The 19,829-nt window shown below is 59.0% G+C and carries 18 protein-coding genes; 12 read left to right on the top strand and 6 right to left on the bottom strand.

What is annotated here, in order from left to right:
• Nucleotides 1–71: 71 nt before the first annotated feature.
• The 3 genes from COA55_RS10545 to tkt form a co-directional block, all read right to left on the bottom strand.
• Complete coding sequence (locus COA55_RS10545) at nt 72–1,235, bottom strand: phosphoglycerate kinase (protein WP_063520711.1); 1,164 nt, start codon at nt 1,233–1,235, stop codon at nt 72–74.
• A gap of 73 nt (nt 1,236–1,308) precedes the next feature.
• Nucleotides 1,309–2,325 carry a glyceraldehyde 3-phosphate dehydrogenase NAD-binding domain-containing protein gene (locus tag COA55_RS10540; protein WP_290502097.1) on the bottom strand — a complete coding sequence of 339 codons (1,017 nt, stop codon included), beginning with the start codon at nt 2,323–2,325 and terminating at the stop codon, nt 1,309–1,311.
• Nucleotides 2,326–2,410: 85 nt separating this feature from the next.
• Nucleotides 2,411–4,411, bottom strand: coding sequence for a transketolase (gene tkt / locus COA55_RS10535; RefSeq protein ID WP_290502096.1), 2,001 nt, complete (start codon nt 4,409–4,411; stop codon nt 2,411–2,413).
• A 270-nt stretch (nt 4,412–4,681) separates the two neighbouring features.
• Here tkt and COA55_RS10530 point away from each other — a divergent pair, with 270 nt between their 5' ends.
• From COA55_RS10530 to COA55_RS10485, 10 genes are all read left to right on the top strand, one after another.
• Complete coding sequence (locus COA55_RS10530) at nt 4,682–5,653, top strand: metalloregulator ArsR/SmtB family transcription factor (RefSeq protein ID WP_290502095.1); 972 nt, start codon at nt 4,682–4,684, stop codon at nt 5,651–5,653.
• A 149-nt stretch (nt 5,654–5,802) separates the two neighbouring features.
• Nucleotides 5,803–6,951, top strand: a complete 1,149-nt coding sequence (gene metK, locus COA55_RS10525; protein WP_290502094.1) for a methionine adenosyltransferase — start codon at nt 5,803–5,805, stop codon at nt 6,949–6,951.
• A gap of 164 nt (nt 6,952–7,115) precedes the next feature.
• On the top strand, nt 7,116–7,364 hold the full coding sequence (locus tag COA55_RS10520; RefSeq protein WP_290502092.1) for a four helix bundle protein: 249 nt from the start codon (nt 7,116–7,118) through the stop codon (nt 7,362–7,364).
• A 55-nt stretch (nt 7,365–7,419) separates the two neighbouring features.
• Nucleotides 7,420–8,808, top strand: a complete 1,389-nt coding sequence (gene ahcY, locus COA55_RS10515; protein WP_290502090.1) for an adenosylhomocysteinase — start codon at nt 7,420–7,422, stop codon at nt 8,806–8,808.
• 120 nt (nt 8,809–8,928) lie between these two features.
• The gene (metF, locus tag COA55_RS10510; protein WP_063518692.1) at nt 8,929–9,756 is read left to right on the top strand and encodes a methylenetetrahydrofolate reductase [NAD(P)H]; all 828 of its coding nucleotides are present in this window, start codon (nt 8,929–8,931) and stop codon (nt 9,754–9,756) included.
• A gap of 371 nt (nt 9,757–10,127) precedes the next feature.
• Nucleotides 10,128–10,595 (top strand): YbaK/EbsC family protein, encoded by a 468-nt coding sequence (locus tag COA55_RS10505; RefSeq protein WP_063518691.1) that lies wholly within the window; start codon nt 10,128–10,130, stop codon nt 10,593–10,595.
• Nucleotides 10,596–11,015: 420 nt separating this feature from the next.
• Nucleotides 11,016–12,509, top strand: a complete 1,494-nt coding sequence (gene pyk, locus COA55_RS10500) for a pyruvate kinase (RefSeq protein ID WP_063539042.1) — start codon at nt 11,016–11,018, stop codon at nt 12,507–12,509.
• 244 nt (nt 12,510–12,753) lie between these two features.
• Nucleotides 12,754–13,695 (top strand): DegV family protein, encoded by a 942-nt coding sequence (locus tag COA55_RS10495; protein WP_290502087.1) that lies wholly within the window; start codon nt 12,754–12,756, stop codon nt 13,693–13,695.
• 172 nt (nt 13,696–13,867) lie between these two features.
• Complete coding sequence (locus tag COA55_RS10490; RefSeq protein WP_007151188.1) at nt 13,868–14,086, top strand: hypothetical protein; 219 nt, start codon at nt 13,868–13,870, stop codon at nt 14,084–14,086.
• An 18-nt stretch (nt 14,087–14,104) separates the two neighbouring features.
• A complete protein-coding gene (locus COA55_RS10485; protein WP_290502085.1) occupies nt 14,105–15,259 on the top strand; it encodes a hypothetical protein in 1,155 nt (384 codons plus the stop codon).
• Between the two features lie 51 nt (nt 15,260–15,310).
• Here COA55_RS10485 and COA55_RS10480 read toward each other — a convergent pair whose 3' ends face one another.
• Both COA55_RS10480 and COA55_RS10475 read right to left on the bottom strand, forming a co-directional pair.
• The gene (locus COA55_RS10480) at nt 15,311–15,712 is read right to left on the bottom strand and encodes a GFA family protein (RefSeq protein ID WP_231880475.1); all 402 of its coding nucleotides are present in this window, start codon (nt 15,710–15,712) and stop codon (nt 15,311–15,313) included.
• Nucleotides 15,713–15,784: 72 nt separating this feature from the next.
• Nucleotides 15,785–16,657: a LysR family transcriptional regulator gene (locus tag COA55_RS10475; RefSeq protein WP_290502083.1), complete on the bottom strand. Its 873-nt coding sequence runs from the start codon at nt 16,655–16,657 to the stop codon at nt 15,785–15,787.
• A 175-nt stretch (nt 16,658–16,832) separates the two neighbouring features.
• Here COA55_RS10475 and COA55_RS10470 point away from each other — a divergent pair, with 175 nt between their 5' ends.
• A complete protein-coding gene (locus tag COA55_RS10470; RefSeq protein WP_290502081.1) occupies nt 16,833–17,942 on the top strand; it encodes an S-(hydroxymethyl)glutathione dehydrogenase/class III alcohol dehydrogenase in 1,110 nt (369 codons plus the stop codon).
• Between the two features lie 126 nt (nt 17,943–18,068).
• Nucleotides 18,069–18,914, top strand: a complete 846-nt coding sequence (gene fghA, locus COA55_RS10465; protein WP_290502079.1) for an S-formylglutathione hydrolase — start codon at nt 18,069–18,071, stop codon at nt 18,912–18,914.
• A gap of 66 nt (nt 18,915–18,980) precedes the next feature.
• Here the strand turns inward: fghA and COA55_RS10460 are convergent, their stop codons facing one another.
• Nucleotides 18,981–19,583 carry a glutathione S-transferase family protein gene (locus COA55_RS10460; RefSeq protein ID WP_290502077.1) on the bottom strand — a complete coding sequence of 201 codons (603 nt, stop codon included), beginning with the start codon at nt 19,581–19,583 and terminating at the stop codon, nt 18,981–18,983.
• Nucleotides 19,584–19,829 lie beyond the last annotated feature (246 nt).

Genomic DNA, 19,829 nt, shown 5'->3' with positions numbered 1-19,829 from the left:
GCCAAAGGCCTGACGCTTGACGCCTGTGGGTTTTAGCGTCAGGCATCTGGCGTCCGGCATCAGGCGTTTAATCAATCCTTCGCCCGTGCCTCGAGCATGGCCACCGCTGGCAGTACTTTGCCTTCCACGAACTCCAGGAAGGCACCACCGCCGGTGGAGATATAGCTGACATCATCGGTGATGCCATACTTGTCCACTGCAGCCAGGGTGTCACCACCACCGGCAATGGAAAAGGCATCCGAGTCGGCAATGGCCAGGGCCATTTCCCGGGTGCCTTCACCGAACTGATCGAACTCGAATACACCTACCGGGCCATTCCAGATAATGGTCTTGGCTTCCTTCATCAACGCCGCCACGATGTGCGCTGTCTGTGGACCAATATCCAGAATCATGTCGTCGTCGGCCACGTCTTCCACTTTCTTGGTGACCGCCTCGGCGGACTCGGCAAATTCCTTGGCCGTCACCACATCCACCGGAATCGGAATGTGCACTTTCTCGGCAATTTTCTGTGCGGCAGGGATCAGGTCTTCTTCATAAAGAGACTTGCCCACCGGGTGGCCGGCCGCCGCCAGAAAGGTGTTGGCGATACCACCACCGACCACCAGCTGGTCGACCACATCCGACAATGATTCCAGCACTTCCAGCTTGGTGGATACCTTGGAACCACCAACAATCGCCACCAGCGGTTTCTCCGGCGCATCCAGGGCCTTGCCCAGCGCATCCAGCTCATTGGCCAACAGCGGGCCAGCACAGGCCACCGGTGCGAACTTGCCCACCCCATGGGTAGACGCCTGCGCACGGTGAGCGGTACCGAAGGCATCCATCACATAGATATCACACAGCGCCGCCATTTTTTGTGACAGCGCTTCGTCGTCTTTCTTCTCGCCTTTATTGAAGCGAACGTTCTCGCACAACACCACCTGACCGTCGGCCACCTCGACCCCGTCCAGCCAGTCCTTGACCAGCGGCACATCACGTCCCAACAAACCACCCAGATGCTCCGCCACCGGCTGAAGAGAAAACTCGTCGGCGTATTCACCTTCGGTGGGGCGGCCCAGATGGGACATCAACATCACCTTGGCGCCCGCCTTGAGCGCATGCTCGATGGTGGGCAGGGAGGCGCGGATACGCGCATCGCTGGTGACCTTTCCGTCCTTCACCGGCACGTTCAGGTCTTCACGGATCAGAACGCGCTTGCCTGCCAGATCCAGGTCGGTCATGCGTTTGAAGTTCATGGTGTTGCTACCTCGTTTGGCACCACCCTGTGCGGATGATGCTGTCGTCTCGGTTTACAGTATTTTTTAAGCGTCAGACGTCCGACGCTTTGGCCAAATCCGTCACCCAATCCAGCAGGCGGTTGGCATAACCCCATTCATTGTCGTACCAGGCCACCACCTGCACCATATCGCCCTGCACCCGGGTCTGGGTCACGTCGACGATGGCGGATTCCGGGCGGTGATTGAAATCCGCGCTGACCAGCGGGGCGTCATTGTAGCCAATCAGGCCCGCCGACGCCGTTGCCTGTTGCTGCAGCCACTGGTTGAGACTGTCCTCATCCGGTGTCTGTTCCAGCCGCAAGGTCAGTTCCACCATGGCCACATTCAGGGTCGGCACACGGATAGAGTCTCCGTTGATGCGCCCGGCAAGGGTTGGCAACACCTGCTGCACCGCACCGATGGCGCTGCTGGTGGTCGGCACAATATTCTGTGCCCCGGCCCGTCCCCGGCGCGGATCCCGGTGGACATGGTCCAGCAGGGTCTGGTCCGAGGTGTAGGCGTGGATTTCTTTCATCAACACCTGCTGGATGCCGTACTGCTCATCCAGCCGCTGCAGCAGGGGGGCGATACAGTGCGTGGTGCAGGACGCCGCCGACAGCACCCGGCTGTCGTCGCGTACGTCCTCGTGGTTGACGCCATACACCACCACCTGATCCGCCTGATCAAACGGCACCGCACCGATAATCACTTTCTGGGCCCCGGCCTGCAGATGGCGGGACGCCCCGGCATGGCTGCGAAAATGGCCAGAGCATTCCAGCACCAGATCCACCCCCAGGTCACCCCAGGGCAACAACTCCGGCTTGGGTTGTTCCAGCAACATGGGGGCCTGCTTGCCGATGCGCAGCATGCCTTCGATCAACTCTGCCGGCTCCGCCAACCGCCCGTGGGTGGTGTCGTAGCGGGTCAGGTAAAGCAGGTCTTCCGGGCGCCCCTTGTCATTGATTGCTGCCAACGTAAACGGCGCTTGCCACCCTGCGCCTTCACGCTCGGCCAGAGCACGCACAAAAGAACGCCCGATACGGCCGTAGCCGTTGATGGCAATTCTCATAGCGGTCTGACGTCGGACGTCTGACGTCCGACGCTAACAGGGGTTGTCGTCCGACGTCTGACGTCCGACTTTCGACCCGTCTCTATCAAAGCAATGACTCCACCGCTTCCTGCACCGCTTCGGCAGTAATACCAAAGTGCTTGAACAGGTCACCGGCCGGGGCGGACGCGCCGAAGCTGGTCATGCCCACCACCTTGCCGTCCAGCCCCACAAAGCGATACCAGTAATCGGCGATGGCCGCTTCTACCGCCACGCGAGCGCGCACGGAGGAAGGCAGCACGCTTTCCTGATAGGCCGCATCCTGCGCCAGAAATTCCTCCACACAGGGCATGGACACCACACGAATGTTCTTGCCAGCCAGTGCCCGGGCCGCACTTACCGCCAGCTCCACTTCGGAACCGGTGGCAATGATAATCGCGTCCGGGGTGCCTTCACCGGTCTGCAGCAGGGTGTAGCCGCCTTTTTCGATCTCGGCCAGCTGTGCGTTGCCGCGCTCCATGCAGGGCAAGCCCTGACGGGAGAAAATCAATGCCGACGGGCCATCCTGACGTTGCACTGCTTTTTTCCAGGACACCGCAGACTCCACCGTGTCGCAGGGGCGCCAGGTGCGCATGTTCGGGGTCAGACGCAGGTTCGCCAGCTGCTCGATGGGCTGGTGGGTCGGGCCGTCTTCGCCCAGCCCAATGGAGTCGTGGGTGTACACCAGAATGTTCGGCTGATGCATCAGCGCGGCCATGCGCACCGCGTTACGGGCGTACTCCATGAACACCAGAAAGGTGCCGCCGTAGGGGCGCAGACCACCGTGCAGGCACAGACCGTTCTGGATAGCGGTCATGCCAAATTCGCGCACGCCGTAGTGGATATAATTGCCACTGGCATCGTCAGCAGTGACCGATTTACAGCCTTTCCAGATGGTGTTGTTGGAACCGGCCAGGTCGGCGGAGCCGCCGGCCAGCTCCGGCAGCAACGGGCCGAAGGCATCCAGGGTGTTCTGGCTGGCCTTGCGGGTGGCGACCTTCTCGCCTTTTTCCTGACACTCACGGATATAGGCATCGGCCTGCTCGGCAAAATTTGCCGGCAACTCGCTGGCCATGCGGCGCTTGAACTCCGCCGCCAGCTCCGGGTACGCCGCCTGATAGGCATCAAAACGCTGCTGCCATTCGCTCTGCGCTTTGGCACCGGCTTCTTTGGCATCCCAGGCATCCTTGATGTCCGCCGGGATTTCAAACGGGCCGTGCTCCCAGCCCAGCTCTTTACGGGTCAGGGCGATTTCATCTTCACCCAGGGCGGCACCGTGGGAGTCTTCCTTGCCCTGCTTGTTGGGGCTGCCGAAACCGATAATGGTCTTGCAGCAAATCAAGGTGGGCTGATCCGTGTTGGCGCGGGCATTCTCCACCGCCACGGTAATTTCTTCCGGGTTATGGCCGTCCACATTGGGAATCACCTGCCAGCCGTAGGCGCGGAAACGCTCCACGGTATCGTCGGTGAACCAGCCTTCCACTTCACCGTCGATGGAAATGCCGTTGTCGTCGTAGAAGGCCACCAGTTTGCCCAGGCCCAGGGTGCCAGCCAGGGACGCCACCTCGTGGGAAATCCCTTCCATCATGCAGCCATCACCCAGAAAGCAGTAGGTGTTGTGGTCCACCACGGTGTGCCCTTCGCGGTTGAACTGCCCCGCCAGCATTTTCTCCGCCAGCGCCATGCCCACGGCGTTGGCAATCCCCTGGCCCAGTGGGCCGGTAGTGGTTTCGATGCCCGGCGCATCGCCGTATTCCGGGTGCCCGGCGGTGGCGCTGCCCAGCTGACGGAAGCTCTTGATGTCGTCCAGGCTGACACCGTAGCCGGTCAGATGCAGCAGGCTGTACAGCAGCATGGAGCCGTGGCCGTTGGAGAGCACAAAGCGGTCACGGTCAGCCCAGGTCGGGTCAGCCGGGTTGTGCTGCATGAAACCGCGCCACAGCACTTCGGCGATATCCGCCATGCCCATGGGTGCACCGGGGTGCCCGGAATTGGCTTTCTGTACCGCATCCATGCTCAGGGCACGGATGGCATTGGCGAGGTCACGGCTGGCGGGGGCGCTGGGCATGCAGGGCTCCAAAACTGACTGGTGGCTGAAAAGGGGCGCTATTGTCCCTCAAGGGCGGGTTGCGGGCAAATGTCCGGCGCGTATTGGATAGCAACCATGTCTGCCCGAAGCCCCTGCCATGAAATAACGGTCTGACGTCTGAGGTCGGACGTCTGACGCAAAACCGGCAAAGGCACCGTCCTGGCGTCCGACCCCAGACCTCAGACGTCCGACCGAGATCTATATCAATTTATTTTGATTTAGGTTTTGATTACGCTAGACTCCGCCATTATGAATGCACTGGCTCCCTCTCTACCGGATGTGACCGATCATCTGGCGGGCTTTCTCAAGGCCGCCGGGGACCCGTTACGCCTGCAGGTATTGCAGGTGCTGGGCCAGAACAGTTTCGGGGTGCTGGAACTGTGCGAGATCATGGCCATGAAACAATCCGGCATGAGCCACCACCTCAAGGTGCTGGCAAAAGGCGGGCTGGTAGAAAAACGCCGCGAGGGCAACTCCATTTTCTACCGTCGTCGCCTGCCCCAGGCGGATGACGCAGAGGGTGCCGTTCACAGCGCCTTGCTGGACGAGCTGGATGATGGGTCCCTCAATCAGGAAGTCGCCGCGCGGCTGGAACAGGTGCAGCAACAACGGGCAGAGCAAAGCCGCGCCTTTTTTGCCCGGCACGCCGAACAGCATGATGCCCAGCAGGAGCTGATCGCCGAGTACGGGCAATATGCCGAACAGGCCTGCGAGCTGCTGTTGCGCGCCAGCCCGGAAGGAAAACAGGTGCTGGAAATTGGCCCCGGTGACGGGCTGTTCCTGCTGGAGCTCGCCGGGCATTTTGAACAGGTTATCGGCCTGGACAATGCCGAGGCCATGCTCACACGGGCGCGCAAGACGGTCGCCAAACGGTCAAATGTGGAGTTAATACTGGGAGACTGGCCACAAGCCGCCAGAAACCTGCCCACGGTGGACGCCGTGGTATTGAACATGGTGCTGCACCACCTGCCCGCACCGGCCAGCGCCATCCACGCCGCTGCCGCACAACTGCAGGCCGGCGGCACATTGCTGATCACCGACCTGTGTCGGCATGACCAGCACTGGGCCCACGAGACCTGCGGGGATTTCTGGCTCGGCTTTGATGAAGCCGATCTGGTGGACTGGGCCGGCCGCGCCGGCCTTGAGTTGCAGGAAAGCCAGTTTCTGGCACTGCGGAACGGGTTTCAGGTGCAGGTGAGGACGTTCAAGCGCCTCGATTAGGGCACGATGATTGTTCCAGGTTTTATGACTTGGAGAAGGGTCGGACGTCTGACGTCGAAAGTCAGACGACGAAATCCAACCCTCTCTGTTTTTTAGCATCAGACTTCTGACGTCCGACGTCAGACCAGTAATCAAGGAGCACTCCGGCAATGAGTGAATATTCCATCTTTACCTCCGAATCCGTGTCCGAAGGCCATCCGGATAAAATGGCTGACCAGATCTCGGACGCCATTCTGGATGCCATCATCAAGGATGACCCCCACGCCCGCGTGGCGGTGGAAACTTTGGTAAAAACCGGCATGGCCGTGGTCGCCGGTGAAGTGCGCACCAACACCTACGTGGAGCTGGAAGACATCGTTCGCCAGGTGATCCTGGATATCGGCTACGACAGCTCTGAAAAAGGCTTCGATGGCGCCAGCTGTGCCGTACTCAATGGCATCGGCAAGCAATCCGCCGATATCGCCATCGGCGTAGACGAAGCCGAAGACAAGGAAATGGGCGCCGGCGACCAGGGCTTGATGTTCGGCTTCGCCACTGACGAAACCGATACCCTGATGCCCGCCCCGGTGTACTACTCTCACCGTCTGGTGGAGCGTCAGGCCGAGTTGCGCAAGAACGGCACTCTCCCCTGGCTGCGTCCGGATGCGAAAAGCCAGGTCACTCTGCGTTACGACAACGGCAAACCCGTGGCCGTGGATGCGGTGGTGCTGTCCACCCAGCATTCCCCGGACATCAAGCTGGCCGACCTGCGCGAAGCGGTGATGGAAGAAATCATCAAGCCTGTGCTGCCGGAAGAATGGCTGCACAAGGACACCCTGTACCACGTGAACCCCACCGGGATTTTCGTGATCGGCGGCCCCATGGGTGACTGTGGCCTGACCGGCCGCAAAATCATCGTGGACACCTACGGCGGCATGGCTCGCCACGGTGGTGGCGCCTTCTCCGGCAAGGACCCGTCCAAGGTAGATCGCAGCGCCGCCTACGCCGGGCGTTACGTGGCCAAGAACATTGTCGCCGCCGGCTTGGCCAGCAAGTGCGAGATCCAGGTGAGCTACGCCATCGGCGTGGCCGAACCCACCTCCATTTCGGTGAACACGTTCGGCACCGGCAAGATTAGTGATAGCGCCATCGTCGATCTGGTTCGTGAACACTTCGACCTGCGTCCGCGCGGCATCATCGAGATGCTCGACCTGCGCAAGCCGATCTACCGCCCCACTGCCAGCTACGGTCACTTTGGTCGTGAAGGGTTCAGCTGGGAGAAGACCGACAAGGCAGAAGCACTGGCCAAGGCGCTGTAAAAAAACCAGTCGGGCGTCAGAAGTCTGACGTCGGACGCTTGGGACAGGGAGGTCCTGAAGTGTCTCGAAAATATCAGCGCCTCAATGTGTGGCGTGGAGCCATGGAGTTGGCTGAACAGGTTTATCTGATCACCCGACATTTTCCTGATTAGGAACGCTTCGGGTTGAGTCAGCAGATGCGCAGAGCCTCTGTGAGTGTCGCATCAAATATTGCTGAAGGATCAGGCCGGGGAACCGACAAGGATTTTGTTCGCTTCCTCTACATCGCCAGAGGCTCACTGCAGGAGTTGGAAACTCAACTCTTTCTCTCAAGCCGACTCGCCTTTCACGACGAACTTGAGAAACTCAACCAGGATGTTGACCGCATTTACACCATGCTCAACAACTTGATCCAGGCACTGAAAAGTGCATGAAAGCTTTTAGCGTCAGACGTCCGACCTTCGACGTCCGACCCCAACGGAGAAAACCATGAACGCGAAAGCGGACACCTTTACCGACTATAAAGTCGCCGATATTTCCCTTGCCGCCTATGGCCGCTCGGAAATCCATATCGCCGAAACCGAAATGCCGGCACTGATCGCCATTCGCGAAAAGTACCGTGCCGAGCAGCCGCTGAAAGGCGCCAAAATCATCGGCTGTATCCACATGACCATTCAGACCGCTGTGCTGATCGAAACCCTGGTCGCCCTGGGCGCAGAAGTGCGCTGGTCAAGCTGTAACATCTTCTCCACCCAGGACCATGCCGCTGCGGCCATCGCCGCCGCCGGCGTACCGGTGTTTGCCTGGAAGGGTGAAACCGAAGAAGAGTACATGTGGTGCATCGAGCAAACCTGTCGCGACGGCAACGGCGAGCTGTGGGAAGCCAACATGATTCTGGATGATGGTGGCGACCTGACCGGCTACATCCACGAGACCTACCCGGCCATGCTCGACAGCATTCACGGCATCACCGAAGAGACCACCACCGGTGTGCACCGTCTCTACGAAATGCTGAAAAAAGGCACATTGAAAGTGCCGGCGGTCAACGTGAACGACTCCGTCACCAAGAGCAAAAACGACAACAAGTATGGTTGTCGTCATTCCCTGAACGATGCCATCAAACGCGGCACCGACCACCTGCTGTCAGGCAAGAAAGCACTGGTTGTCGGTTACGGCGACGTGGGCAAGGGCTCAGCCCAGTCCCTGCGCCAGGAAGGCATGATCGTGAAGGTTACCGAAGCGGACCCGATCTGCGCCATGCAGGCCTGCATGGACGGCTTTGAAGTGGTCAGCCAGTACAAGGGCGGCATCAACGATGGCAGCGAAGCCTCCATCAACACCGAGTTGCTGGGCAACACCGACCTGCTGGCAACCACCACCGGCAACTTCAATGTCTGCGACGCCAACATGCTCAAGGCCATCAAGAAAGGCGCCGTGGTCTGCAACATCGGCCACTTCGACAACGAAGTGGACACCGCCTTCATGCGTGAGACCTGGGAATGGGAAGAGGTGAAGCCGCAGGTGCACAAGGTATGGCGTGACAAGGCCGCCGGCGATTTCCTGCTGCTGCTCTCCGAAGGCCGCCTGGTCAACCTGGGCAACGCCACCGGCCACCCCAGCCGCATCATGGACGGCTCCTTCGCCAACCAGGTCCTCGCGCAGATGTACCTGTTCGATCAGGGTTACGCCAACCACTCTGACGCCGTGAAAGAAAAAATGCTCAAGGTGGAAGTGCTGCCCAAACAGCTGGACGAAGAAGTGGCCCGTTACATGGTGGAAGGCTTCGGTGGCGTGATCACCAAACTGACCCAGGAGCAGGCCGACTACATCGGCGTCGGCGTGGAAGGCCCCTTCAAGCCCGAGCACTACAAGTACTAAGTCGGACGTCTGACGTCGGAAGTCGGAAGTCGGATGCCAAAAGCGTCAGACGTCCGACGTCCGACCCGGCCATCGAAAGCACTACGCTTTCAACAATGACAAACGTAAATGGCAAGCCCCATGCAACGAATCAGTTTTGAATTTTTTCCTCCCAAGACAGAACAGGGAAAGGAAAAATTACTGGCCACGCAGAAGAAGCTGCTGGCCAAAAACCCGGCCTTCTTTTCCTGCACCTTTGGTGCCGGCGGCTCTACCCGTGACAACACCCGCGACATGGTCAACAAGCTGCGCGAGCAGCACGGCGACACCGCTCCGCACCTCAGCTGCATCGGTCAAAGCAAGGAAGAAATCCTTGAACTGGTGAACGGCTATAAGGATGCGGGTGTCACCCGCATCGTCGCCCTGCGCGGTGACCTGCCTTCCGGCATGGGTTATGCGCAAAGCGAAATCAAATACGCCGATGAACTGGTGGCCCTGATCCGCCAGGAAACCGGCGACCACTTCCAGCTGGAAGTGGCGGCCTACCCGGAAATGCATCCCCAGGCACGCAGCTTTGAAGATGATATCGCTCACTTCAAGCGCAAAATGGATGCCGGCGCCAACAGTGGCCTGACCCAGTATTTCTATAATGCTGATGCCTACGGCTATTACATGGACGCGCTGCAAAAAACTGGCTGTGATGCTCCCGTCTACCCGGGCATCATGCCGATTCTTAATGTGGCCAACCTGCTGCGTTTTTCCAACACCTGTGGCGCCGATGTGCCGCGCTGGCTGCAAAGCAAACTCAACGACATCAAGGACGACGATGCCGCAGTAAAAGCCTTCGGCGAAGAAGTGGTTACCCGTCTGTGCGAACGGCTACTGGCCATGGGCGCACCGGGGCTGCACTTCTACACCATGAATCAGGCCGGACCCAATCTGCGCATTCTGGACAATCTGGGAATGTGACAAGAGACGCGCTGCACGCAACATGCTGCACGCGGCAACGCGGGTTGGGGACGCTGCCACACGGTGTCGGCACTGCCCGCGTTTTTTATTGAACCCTATCCCTTAAAAAAATTTGCTTTTTATTCTCCTCGCTGCGCTCGGTTCGTCCCCTGGAAGGGAACTCCTACAGCCACTTCGCAAGATACACCGACCGCTCGTCGCTATTCTTTTCCGCTATAAAGATTAGCGCATATTTGTATTTCTCCTCCTTGTTCGCCGGCTCTACCCTTAATCAGACATCCTGTCACGGAGCGTCTCCTGGGCTCCAGCCACAAGCTGTTTGTCAGGCCGCTCCCCAATCCCGGCGACACGATTCCGGGAGGAGGTTCGTCATGCCCGCCCGCGCACTGGCCGATTTTCTCGACAACAACGGCGTGAATTATCACTGCTACAACCACGCGCCCGCTGTTACCGCTTCCGAGGTAGCACAGTCCGCCCATATTCCCGGCCGACACATGGCCAAGACCGTGATTGTGGACGTGGATGGAAAACTGGCCATGGCGGTGCTGCCTGCCAACCAATATCTGGATCCGGAAAAATTACGCCAGGCCCTCCATGCCAACCGCGTTGAGCTGGCCAGCGAAGACGACTTCAAGGATTGCTTCCCGCTTTGCGAACCCGGTGGCGAACCGCCGTTCGGGAATCTGTACAACATGAATGTCTATGTGGACGACACCTTGCTTCGCGAAGATTGGCTTGCCTTCAATGCGGGCACTCACACGGAAGTGATAAAAATGGGTATGGGTGACTTTCTTCGTCTCAGCCAGGCCCAGGCCTGTGCCTTTGCCATGCTTCACTGATTCCCTGCTACCGGTTTCCCCTTTCCCCGCCTTCCGGGCGGGGCTTTCTTTAGGTTCATCGCGGCTTAGAGTGAATAACACGCTTTTCGCCGTCTGACGGCTTATCACAAATACCCGGCACTTTGCCAAACGCTCGACGCCGAACGCCTGACGCAAACCTCCATAGCCTGAGGCGTTGTCGTTTTTGCGCAGAGAGAATGGTCGCCAAGGTTTTTAGGTTTTGAATTCAAGCGTCCATCGTCGGGCATCCGGCGTCCTGCGGTTACCAGGGCGGGATAATGAGACAAGTTCTGAAACCGGCTGATCACTCAATTCCGCAATGAACCTTTCTTTAAGGATTAAAATGAATCTCAGCTTTCCGGTCCCATGCCCGGCTGGCTGTCATCGTTCGTTCGCGTCCCCATGGTATGCTAATGCGAAATGATTGATGGAAAGACACGCATGCCCTCTCGCACCCCACAGCACCCGCTTCGCCGCACCAAGATTGTTGCCACCGTTGGCCCCGCCTCTGCACCGGAACCCATGCTCGACATGCTGATCGAGGCCGGTGTTAATGTCTTCCGGCTGAATTTTTCCCACGGCACCGCCGATACCCATCGTGAGACTGCCGAGAAGATTCGCCGCTGCGCCGGGCAACGCGGTGAGCATGTGGCCATCCTGGCCGATCTGCAGGGGCCCAAAATCCGTATTGGCTGCTTCCGGGACGGTCCCATCATGCTCAGCGCCGGGCAGCCTTTTACCCTGGATACGGCCCTCCCGGATGACGCCGGCGATGCCGAACAAGTCGGCGTCAGCTATCCCCCCTTGCCCACCGATTGTCAGGCAGGGGATATTCTTTTGCTCAATGACGGCCTGCTGGAACTGGAAGTGAACACCATCAATGGCACCCGCGTGGAATGCACCGTGCGGGTGGGTGGCGAACTGTCTGATCACAAAGGCGTGAACCGCAAGGGCGGCGGGCTCAGTGCCCGCGCCCTCACCGAGAAAGATCTGGCCGATATCCTTACCGCCGCCGATATGGAAGTGGACTTCCTGGCCCTGTCCTTTCCCCGCGATGCCGAGGATGTGAACGAAGCCCGCCGCCGCTATCACGATGCCGGAGGCAAGGGCGGCATCATCGCCAAAATCGAGCGGGCTGAAGCGGTGGCGGATGATGACACCCTGGATGCCATTATCAACGCATCCGACGGGGTTATGGTGGCCCGCGGCGACCTGGCCGTGGAAATTGGTGACGCCGAACTGGTCGGCGTGCAGAAGCACATCATCCGCCGGGCGCGGGCACTGAACCGTTTCGTGATCACCGCCACCCAGATGATGGAATCCATGATCCACAGCCCGCAACCCACCCGTGCGGAAGTCTCCGACGTGGCCAACGCGGTGCTGGATGGCACCGATGCGGTGATGTTGTCGGCGGAAACCGCCGTTGGCGATTTTCCGAAAGAAACCGTGCAAGCCATGGATCGCATTATCCTTGGCGCCGAACGCACCTGGCAGGAACGCCGCACCGATCGCCCCATCAATGACAGCGCAGACAACATTGATGAAGTCATCGCCATGGCCGCCATGCAGGCCGCCAACCGGCTCAGCAATGTGGCCGCCATCATCGCCATGACGGAAACCGGCAATACCCCGCGGCTGATGTCACGGCTACGCTCGGGCATGCCCATCTATGCGTTCACCCCCTACCCCTCAAGCCAGCGGCGCGTGGCGATTCTGCGCGGCGTCCATGCCATTCCCTTCGACAGCCACGCCCTGGCCAGCGACACCGTGAACCGCCAGGCAGTGAGCATGCTGGAAGCCATGGGCGTGGTGCAGACCGGCGACCGGGTGCTGATCACCAAGGGCAACTATGACGATGCCCACGGCGGCACCAACACACTGAAAATCGTGGAAGTGGGCGGCAATATTCAATAGGGGGGAGCTCCTGCAAAATTGAGGATCCCCTGAATAACGCCTCGCACAACCCAGCCGGCAAGACGCCTAACGCCAGATGCCCGACAAAAAACCTGCAGCCTGCAGGTTTTCCTGGTCAGGCACCTGGCATCCAGACTGCAGCGTTCAAATAACATTCCTACACCATTCCCATACGCAAAAAGACGCCAATACCGGAACGCCCGTTCTAGACTGAAATCACACAGGCTTCGCAAGGCGTATAACAATGAAAATCGGTCTGGTTGTGGATTCAGGTTGTGATCTTCCCAAAGACTTTATTGATGCCAATAACATTCTGGTGATGCCGGTTCCCATCCGTATCGGCAAGGAAATTTATGTGGATGACCGGGACCCACAGCGGGCGCGGGAATTCTATGCCCGACACGAAGTCGACAAGACCCATGACGCAGAAACTGCGCCACCGTCCGTGGAACAAATTCGCACCCTGTTACTGGATCAGGCCGTGGGCGAATTTGATTACGCCCTGGTGCAAACTGTCCCCAAGAGTCGCAGCCCCATTTTCGACAATGCCACCGATGCTGCTCATGCAATCCTGTCCGACTACAAAAAAGTCCGTGAAGCCGCCGGCCGGGAAGGCCCTTTTCGTATTCGCGTCAGCGATAGCCAGACACTGTTTGCCGGGCAGGGCGTGCTGGCCGCAGAAACCATTCGCCTGATTCAGGCCGGCACAAAAATCGGTGACATCCGCCAACGCATCAGCGACCTTACCCCCAACGCCACCGGCTACGCGGTAGTGCCGGATCTGTACTATGTGCACAAACGGGCCCGTAAAAAAGGCGATAAAAGCGTGGGGTTTGTCGGCGCCCTGATGGGATCGGCACTGGATATCAAACCCATTCTCTGTGCTCGCCAGGATCAGACCTTTCCGGTGGCCAAAGTACGCGGCTTTGAGAGTGCGGTGGAAAAAATGTTCGCCCACGCCTGCCTGTGCGTGGAACGCGGCCTGCTTACCCCGATTGTCTGTGTCAGCTATGCCGGTGACCCGGATGCGGCCTTCCAGATGCCCGGCTTTTCCGCCCTGAAAACCACCGCAGAGAAACACGGAGTGCAGCTACTGGTCAGCCACATGGGCCTCACCGGCGGCGTCAATATCGGCCCCGGCGCGATCAGCGTGGGGTTTATCAGCGAACATACCGAGTTCAGCTGAGCACCGCTGTTATTGCCGGCCGGCAAGGCGCTCGCCTTGCCGGTCCCTTCCTCCGCTCCGCTTGTAAAATTTTCACCTCAGCCTTTCTCAAGCGCCGCCCAAAAGCGGCTTTTCGGCAACAGTCTTCCTTCTGCTTTGCTGGCATAGTAGCGCCTGAATTGAAGGAGGAACCATGTCTGATTCCATCAGTACCTTGAAAAACAAGGGCTTGCCGGCCGATGCGCTGGCCTTTATCGAGTCCTTGCCCGCTGACCAGGCCAGCAAGCTGGCAGACACCGTGCTCGCCGCACTGGAAACCAAAGACGCCCGCGTGGAAAAGGCCATGAACAATGCCTTGAACGTGGTGCCCGGGCCTTTCCGTCGCCCGGTTAAAAAAATGTTGTTCGGTTAAGTCAGCAGGAGATAGATCATGCATATTGAAACCCAGGCCGAGCTACTCAAACTGAGCCGTCTGCTGGAAACCGACGAAGCCGAGATGGCCTTTCTCGACGGTCAGGACCTGAATGCCCTGGCCGCGTTCCGTAACAGCGTTTCCAGTTTTTTCTATGAACAACACCAGGACAGCTACCAACGCCTGGCCGGCATCAGCAAGCTGGTGCCCACCGGTGCCAGCGCCAAGCTAGCGACCACCGTGCTCGGTTCCGTCCTGGCTGCAGGCATCGCCTCCGAGCTACCCGCCGAGCGCGCTATCAAGCTGGCCGACAAACTGCCCGACGATTTTCTCGCCAAGCTGTGCATCCACCTTGAGCCCTCCTATTCCCGGGCCTTGCTGGCCGCCATGCCCGACAAAATTGTCGCCACCGTTGCCAAGGCACTGCTGGCCATGAATGAGCACATCACCCTGGCCCGCTTTGTCGCTGTGATCCAGCCGTCCGCGCTGAAGGCCGTCACCGGCAGCGTCGATGACGGTGAAGCCATGGTGAAAATTGCGCTGTATCTGGAAGATAAAACCAAGCTCGACACCTTGCTGGGCCTGCTCACCGAAACGCAGCAACGGGCCACACTCAAAGCCGCCACCGATCACGAGCTGTGGCCCGCCGTGCTGTCACTCAATGGCCATTTGAACACCCAGCTCCGCGGCCAGATGGGCAATCTGGTGGCCGAACAGGGAGAGACGGTGCTGAGTCATATCATTGAAGTTGCCAGCGACCAGCAGCTTTGGACCAACCTGCTGCAGGCGGTGAATGCCATGGACAACACGCATCAGCAGGCCGTGGTCAATGTGGCCAAGCTGCGCGAAGACCACATCATGGAAAGCCTGATCACCACTGTGGCGGAAGAGAACAGCTGGGACGAGCTGCTGCTCCTGCTACCGTTGCTGGATCATGCTCACCTGGCCCCGGCACTGGATGTGCTCACCGAACGCCAACCCCAGACTCTGGACCAGGCACTCAGCCAGGCCCACGACAGCAACCTGCTGGGGCTGTTCGGGCACTTGCCGGAAGAGGAAGAACCGCGGATGGCCAAGGCCCTGCATAGCCACGCAACGGATAGCTGGCAGGCCTTTGCCGCGCGTAACAGTGATGCCCAGGAAATTGCCTCACTCAAGGCCCAGCTGGGCTAGTAAGCGTTGCACCCAAAGCCGGGACGGGTAGCCCGTTCCCGGCCTCGCTGGCTATGCCGGGCGACCCGCCGGATACCGGGGCAAGTCATCGTCGATGGACCACCAGTTACAGGCTGAATCCACGTAAAAGTGAAACGCAGGGCGGGTCTCCAACGGCTCATTCAACAGCCCCGCTCGAATTCGCACCACGCCCGGCAGACTCTCAAGGCGACTGAACAGCGGCGAACCACACTCGCGACAAAACACTCGCTGCTTCCCCGGCGTGGACTCATACCCTTTCAACAGATCTTCCCCGCGAACCCAGCGCAGCTGCGTCGTCTTCACCGGAATATTGGTCACCAGTGCAGTGCCCTGTGCCTTGCGACACTGCTGGCAGTGGCACACCTGTATCGGCGCCAGCTCACCGTCAATCTCGAACGCGACGCCACCGCAAAGACAACTTCCTGTGTACATATTCATTCCCTTTTAGTTGCTGCAGGAGCGTCGCTGGCGGCGCTCCTGCAAAAAGACTCTTTCAGCACCTTTTCAATCCCCCATATGCTCCACCAGAAAGTCCACGAACTGGCGCACCTTCGGTGACAAGTGCCGATGCCGGGGATACACCACCCAGACCGCTGTGTGGGTGCAGGCGTACTGATCCAGCACTGACACCAGGTCCCCGCGCTGCAGCTCCTCCGCCACATAATAATCTGGCAACTGCACCAGCCCGATGCCCTTGCGCGCCGCATCCAGCAAGGCCTCTCCGGAGTTACCCTTCCAGTTACCCTGCACCTTGCTGTGGCGATGTTGGCCGTCCACATCAAAAGCCCATTGCTCCGAAGAACCCTGCAGGCAATTATGGCCGCTCAACTCACCCAGCGTATGGGGCCGGGCGTGACGGTCGAAATACGCTGGCGATCCCACCACATATTCCCGCCGGGGGCAAAGCTTGCGAGCGATCAGGGACGAGTCCGGCAAGGCACCCGTGCGAATCGCCACATCGAACCCCTCATCCACGATATCCACCCGTCGATTGGTGAAATCCAGCTGCACCGACAACTGCGGGTGGCACGCCAGAAAATCGTTGACCAGCGGCGCGATAAAACGCTCACCAAAGGTGGTGGCACAGGTCAGCCGAAGCACGCCGGTGGGCTGCTGCTGGAAGTCACTGATCGCATTCAACGCTTCCTGAAACCCATCGAACAACTGACAACAGTGCTCGAAGTAAACCGCGCCGGCATCCGTCAACGTAAGCCGCCGGGTGGTGCGGTACAGCAACTGCGTACCCAGCTGGGTTTCCAGCCGCGCAACCAGCCGGCTCACATGGGAGCTGGATACCCCCAGGCCCCGGGCGGCGCGCGCAAAGGAGCCCAGGCGCACCACTTCCACGAAGGCCTCAATTCGGTCCCAATGCTGCATTGTTGCTCCTGAACAATAATCTATTGCCGAATTGTGCCTTATAGCCTGATTCGTGTCTGCGTATAGTGAATCCAGTTATCCGTGGTCCGGTAGACTGGTCAAGCGACGGCAATCGACATCCGCCGCCTGCACCGGGTCCAGCCACCATCCAAATGCCATTATTGTTGGAGTCATCATGAAATCACGCGCCGCTGTGGCCTGGGAAGCAGGCAAACCTCTGGTTATTGAAGAAGTCGACGTGGCCGGTCCCAAGGCCGGTGAAGTGCTGGTACAGATCGTCGCTACCGGCGTCTGCCACACGGACGCCTACACCTTGTCCGGGAAAGATCCAGAAGGCCTGTTCCCTTCCATTTTCGGCCATGAAGGCGCCGGCATCGTGCAGGAAGTGGGTGAAGGCGTCACCAGCCTGAAACCCGGCGATCACGTGATTCCGCTCTATACCGCCGAGTGCCGCCAGTGCAAATTCTGCCTCAGCGGCAAGACCAATCTTTGCCAGGCCGTCCGCGCCACCCAGGGCCAGGGCCTGATGCCCGACAGCACCAGCCGCTTTTCCCTGAACGGTAAACTGCTGCATCACTATATGGGCACCAGCACCTTCTCCGAGTACACCGTAGTGCCGGAAATTTCCCTGGCCAAGGTCAGCAAGGAAGCGCCGCTGGACAAGATCTGCCTGCTGGGTTGCGGCGTTACCACCGGCATTGGCGCGGTACTCAATACCGCCAAGGTAGAAGCCGGATCCACGGTGGCGGTGTTCGGCCTCGGTGGCATCGGCCTGTCTGTGATTCAGGGTGCCGTGATGGCCCAGGCGGAACGCATCATTGCCATCGACACCAACCCGGCCAAGGAAACCCTGGCACGCCAGTTTGGCGCCACCGACTTTATCAACCCGAAGGATTACAACAATTCCATTCAGGAAGTGATTGTCGAGCTCACCGACGGCGGCGTGGATTATTCCTTCGAGTGCATTGGCAACGTGAACGTGATGCGCTCTGCTCTGGAGTGCTGTCACAAGGGCTGGGGCGAATCCATCGTTGTCGGCGTGGCCGGTGCCGGCGAAGAAATTTCCACCCGCCCGTTCCAGCTGGTCACTGGCCGGGTCTGGAAAGGCTCTGCCTTTGGCGGCGTCAAAGGCCGCACGGAATTACCCGGTTACGTGGATCGCTACATGAAAGGCGAAATCAAGATTGATGAATTCGTCACCCACACCATGGGCCTGGACGAGATCAATACTGCCTTTGATCTGTTGCATGAAGGCAAGAGCATTCGCTCTGTGATTCTTTTTTAAGAGGCAATAAATTCCGACCGTAGGAGCACCTCTCGAGGTGCGAACCTTACCTGGCAAGGACTTCTCTCAAGCAGGTTCGCACCTCGAGAGGTACTCCTACAGCGGCTTCGTCAGAAAGGATAAATCATGTCTGATATCGAATTGGTTTCTGCCACCAAATCCTTTGGTGGCTGGTTGAAGCGCTACAAACATCGCAGCCAGGTGCTCAACTGCGAAATGATCTTTGCCATTTATCTGCCTCCGGCCGCAGAAGAAAATACTGTGCCGCTGCTATGGTGGTTGTCCGGGTTGACCTGTACGGATGAAAATTTCATGCAGAAAGCCGGTGCCCACAAAACCGCTGCGGAACTGGGGCTGGCGATTGTCTGCCCGGACACCAGCCCGCGTGGTACCGACTTGCCCGGTGAACATGAAAGCTACGACTTTGGCTCCGGCGCCGGCTTCTATGTGAATGCCACCCAGTCACCCTGGAGCCAGCACTACCGCATGTACGACTATGTGACCGAAGAGTTGCCGGCGCTGGTGCAGGCGCATTTCCCACTCAATGGCAAACAGGCCATCAGCGGGCACTCCATGGGCGGCCATGGCGCACTCATCTGCGCCCTGAAAAACCCCGGGCGTTACACCTCGGTCTCCGCTTTCGCGCCGATCAGCAACCCGGCCCAATGCCCATGGGGCGAAAAAGCCCTGGGTGGCTATCTGGGAGACAACCAGGAAAGCTGGAAAGACTGGGACAGCTGCGAGCTGTTAAAGGCAAAGGGAAGTGCGCTGCCATTGATGATTGATCAAGGGGATGCCGACAACTTCTACAGCGACGGCCAGCTCCGCCCGGAAGCGCTGAGCGCCGCCTGCGAGGAAGCCGGCGTGCCGATCACCCTGCGTATGCAGCCCGGCTACGACCATTCCTATTTCTTTATCGCCAGCTTTATTGACGACCATCTCAGGCACCACTTCCACCATCTGAGTCAGTGATACCCTCACGGCAAGGCGTCACACCGGCCGCCTTGCCGTGCAATACCCAACCACTGGAACGCGCCTTCAATCCAGCATACCAACATAGCCCGGCTGTGCTTTTACTCGCCCCAACCACGCCCTGATTGCCGGACAATCCTGTAGCGAGAAGCCCCCCTGATCGGCCACATGGGTATAGGCGTACAGGGCAATGTCCGCAATGGAATAGCGCCCACCCACGAAGAAAGGCACGGCCTGTAAATGCCGCTCCATCACCGCCAGCGCCTCATGGCCCTTTTGTTGCTTTTCTTTCAGCCCGTCAGCGTACTTTTCCGGCTCTCCCAGCACATGCAGCCAATACCGGGACGTGGCGATATTCGGTTCGTGGTTGTACTGCTCGAAGAACATCCACTGCAGCACCTGAGCCTGCTCGAAGGCATCGGTGGGCATCAGCTGACTGTCACGGGCCAGGTACCAGAGCGCAGCGTTGGATTCCGGCAGGGTTCTGCCATCCGGGGTTACCAGCACGGGAATACGGCCGTTAGGGTTGATGGCAAGAAAGTCGTCGCTGCGGGTTTCGCCACGCGTAATGTCTTTTTCCACGCGCTCGAAGGGAACACCAAGTTGCGCCATGGCCAGGCGTAATTTGTAGCAGTTACCGGAGGAAGAAAATTCATACAAGCGATACATATCAGATCCTTCTGATCGGGAATCAAGCATTGAGCGACATAAAAAAGCCAGGGCATTGCCCTGGCTGGCTCGGGAGAGCATAACCTTATTTCAGGAAAATAGTGTTTCAGCGTCTTATTAGGGAGCCTCTGAATAACGCCTTGCATGCTCAGTCTTTCAGGCTGGTTCGCAATCTATACCCCATTCGGGGCACAGAGGGCGCGCTTTTGAAGGTGTCCCCTAACTGGGATCGAGATATGTCCATCC

Origin of the sequence: Alcanivorax sp. (assembly GCF_002733835.1) — a bacterium.
GTDB lineage: Bacteria > Pseudomonadota > Gammaproteobacteria > Pseudomonadales > Alcanivoracaceae > Alcanivorax.
This window is presented reverse-complemented; position numbering and strand designations above follow the sequence as displayed.

What these genes read in the sequence shown, in the direction of transcription:
- COA55_RS10545 (WP_063520711.1), bottom strand. Translation starts at nt 1,235, where the DNA reads ATGAACTTCAAACGCATGACCGACCTGGATCTGGCAGGCAAGCGCGTT.
- COA55_RS10540 (WP_290502097.1), bottom strand. Translation starts at nt 2,325, where the DNA reads ATGAGAATTGCCATCAACGGCTACGGCCGTATCGGGCGTTCTTTTGTG.
- tkt (WP_290502096.1), bottom strand. Translation starts at nt 4,411, where the DNA reads ATGCCCAGCGCCCCCGCCAGCCGTGACCTCGCCAATGCCATCCGTGCC.
- COA55_RS10530 (WP_290502095.1), top strand. Translation starts at nt 4,682, where the DNA reads ATGAATGCACTGGCTCCCTCTCTACCGGATGTGACCGATCATCTGGCG.
- metK (WP_290502094.1), top strand. Translation starts at nt 5,803, where the DNA reads ATGAGTGAATATTCCATCTTTACCTCCGAATCCGTGTCCGAAGGCCAT.
- ahcY (WP_290502090.1), top strand. Translation starts at nt 7,420, where the DNA reads ATGAACGCGAAAGCGGACACCTTTACCGACTATAAAGTCGCCGATATT.
- metF (WP_063518692.1), top strand. Translation starts at nt 8,929, where the DNA reads ATGCAACGAATCAGTTTTGAATTTTTTCCTCCCAAGACAGAACAGGGA.
- COA55_RS10505 (WP_063518691.1), top strand. Translation starts at nt 10,128, where the DNA reads ATGCCCGCCCGCGCACTGGCCGATTTTCTCGACAACAACGGCGTGAAT.
- pyk (WP_063539042.1), top strand. Translation starts at nt 11,016, where the DNA reads ATGATTGATGGAAAGACACGCATGCCCTCTCGCACCCCACAGCACCCG.
- COA55_RS10495 (WP_290502087.1), top strand. Translation starts at nt 12,754, where the DNA reads ATGAAAATCGGTCTGGTTGTGGATTCAGGTTGTGATCTTCCCAAAGAC.
- COA55_RS10490 (WP_007151188.1), top strand. Translation starts at nt 13,868, where the DNA reads ATGTCTGATTCCATCAGTACCTTGAAAAACAAGGGCTTGCCGGCCGAT.
- COA55_RS10485 (WP_290502085.1), top strand. Translation starts at nt 14,105, where the DNA reads ATGCATATTGAAACCCAGGCCGAGCTACTCAAACTGAGCCGTCTGCTG.
- COA55_RS10480 (WP_231880475.1), bottom strand. Translation starts at nt 15,712, where the DNA reads ATGTACACAGGAAGTTGTCTTTGCGGTGGCGTCGCGTTCGAGATTGAC.
- COA55_RS10475 (WP_290502083.1), bottom strand. Translation starts at nt 16,657, where the DNA reads ATGCAGCATTGGGACCGAATTGAGGCCTTCGTGGAAGTGGTGCGCCTG.
- COA55_RS10470 (WP_290502081.1), top strand. Translation starts at nt 16,833, where the DNA reads ATGAAATCACGCGCCGCTGTGGCCTGGGAAGCAGGCAAACCTCTGGTT.
- fghA (WP_290502079.1), top strand. Translation starts at nt 18,069, where the DNA reads ATGTCTGATATCGAATTGGTTTCTGCCACCAAATCCTTTGGTGGCTGG.
- COA55_RS10460 (WP_290502077.1), bottom strand. Translation starts at nt 19,583, where the DNA reads ATGTATCGCTTGTATGAATTTTCTTCCTCCGGTAACTGCTACAAATTA.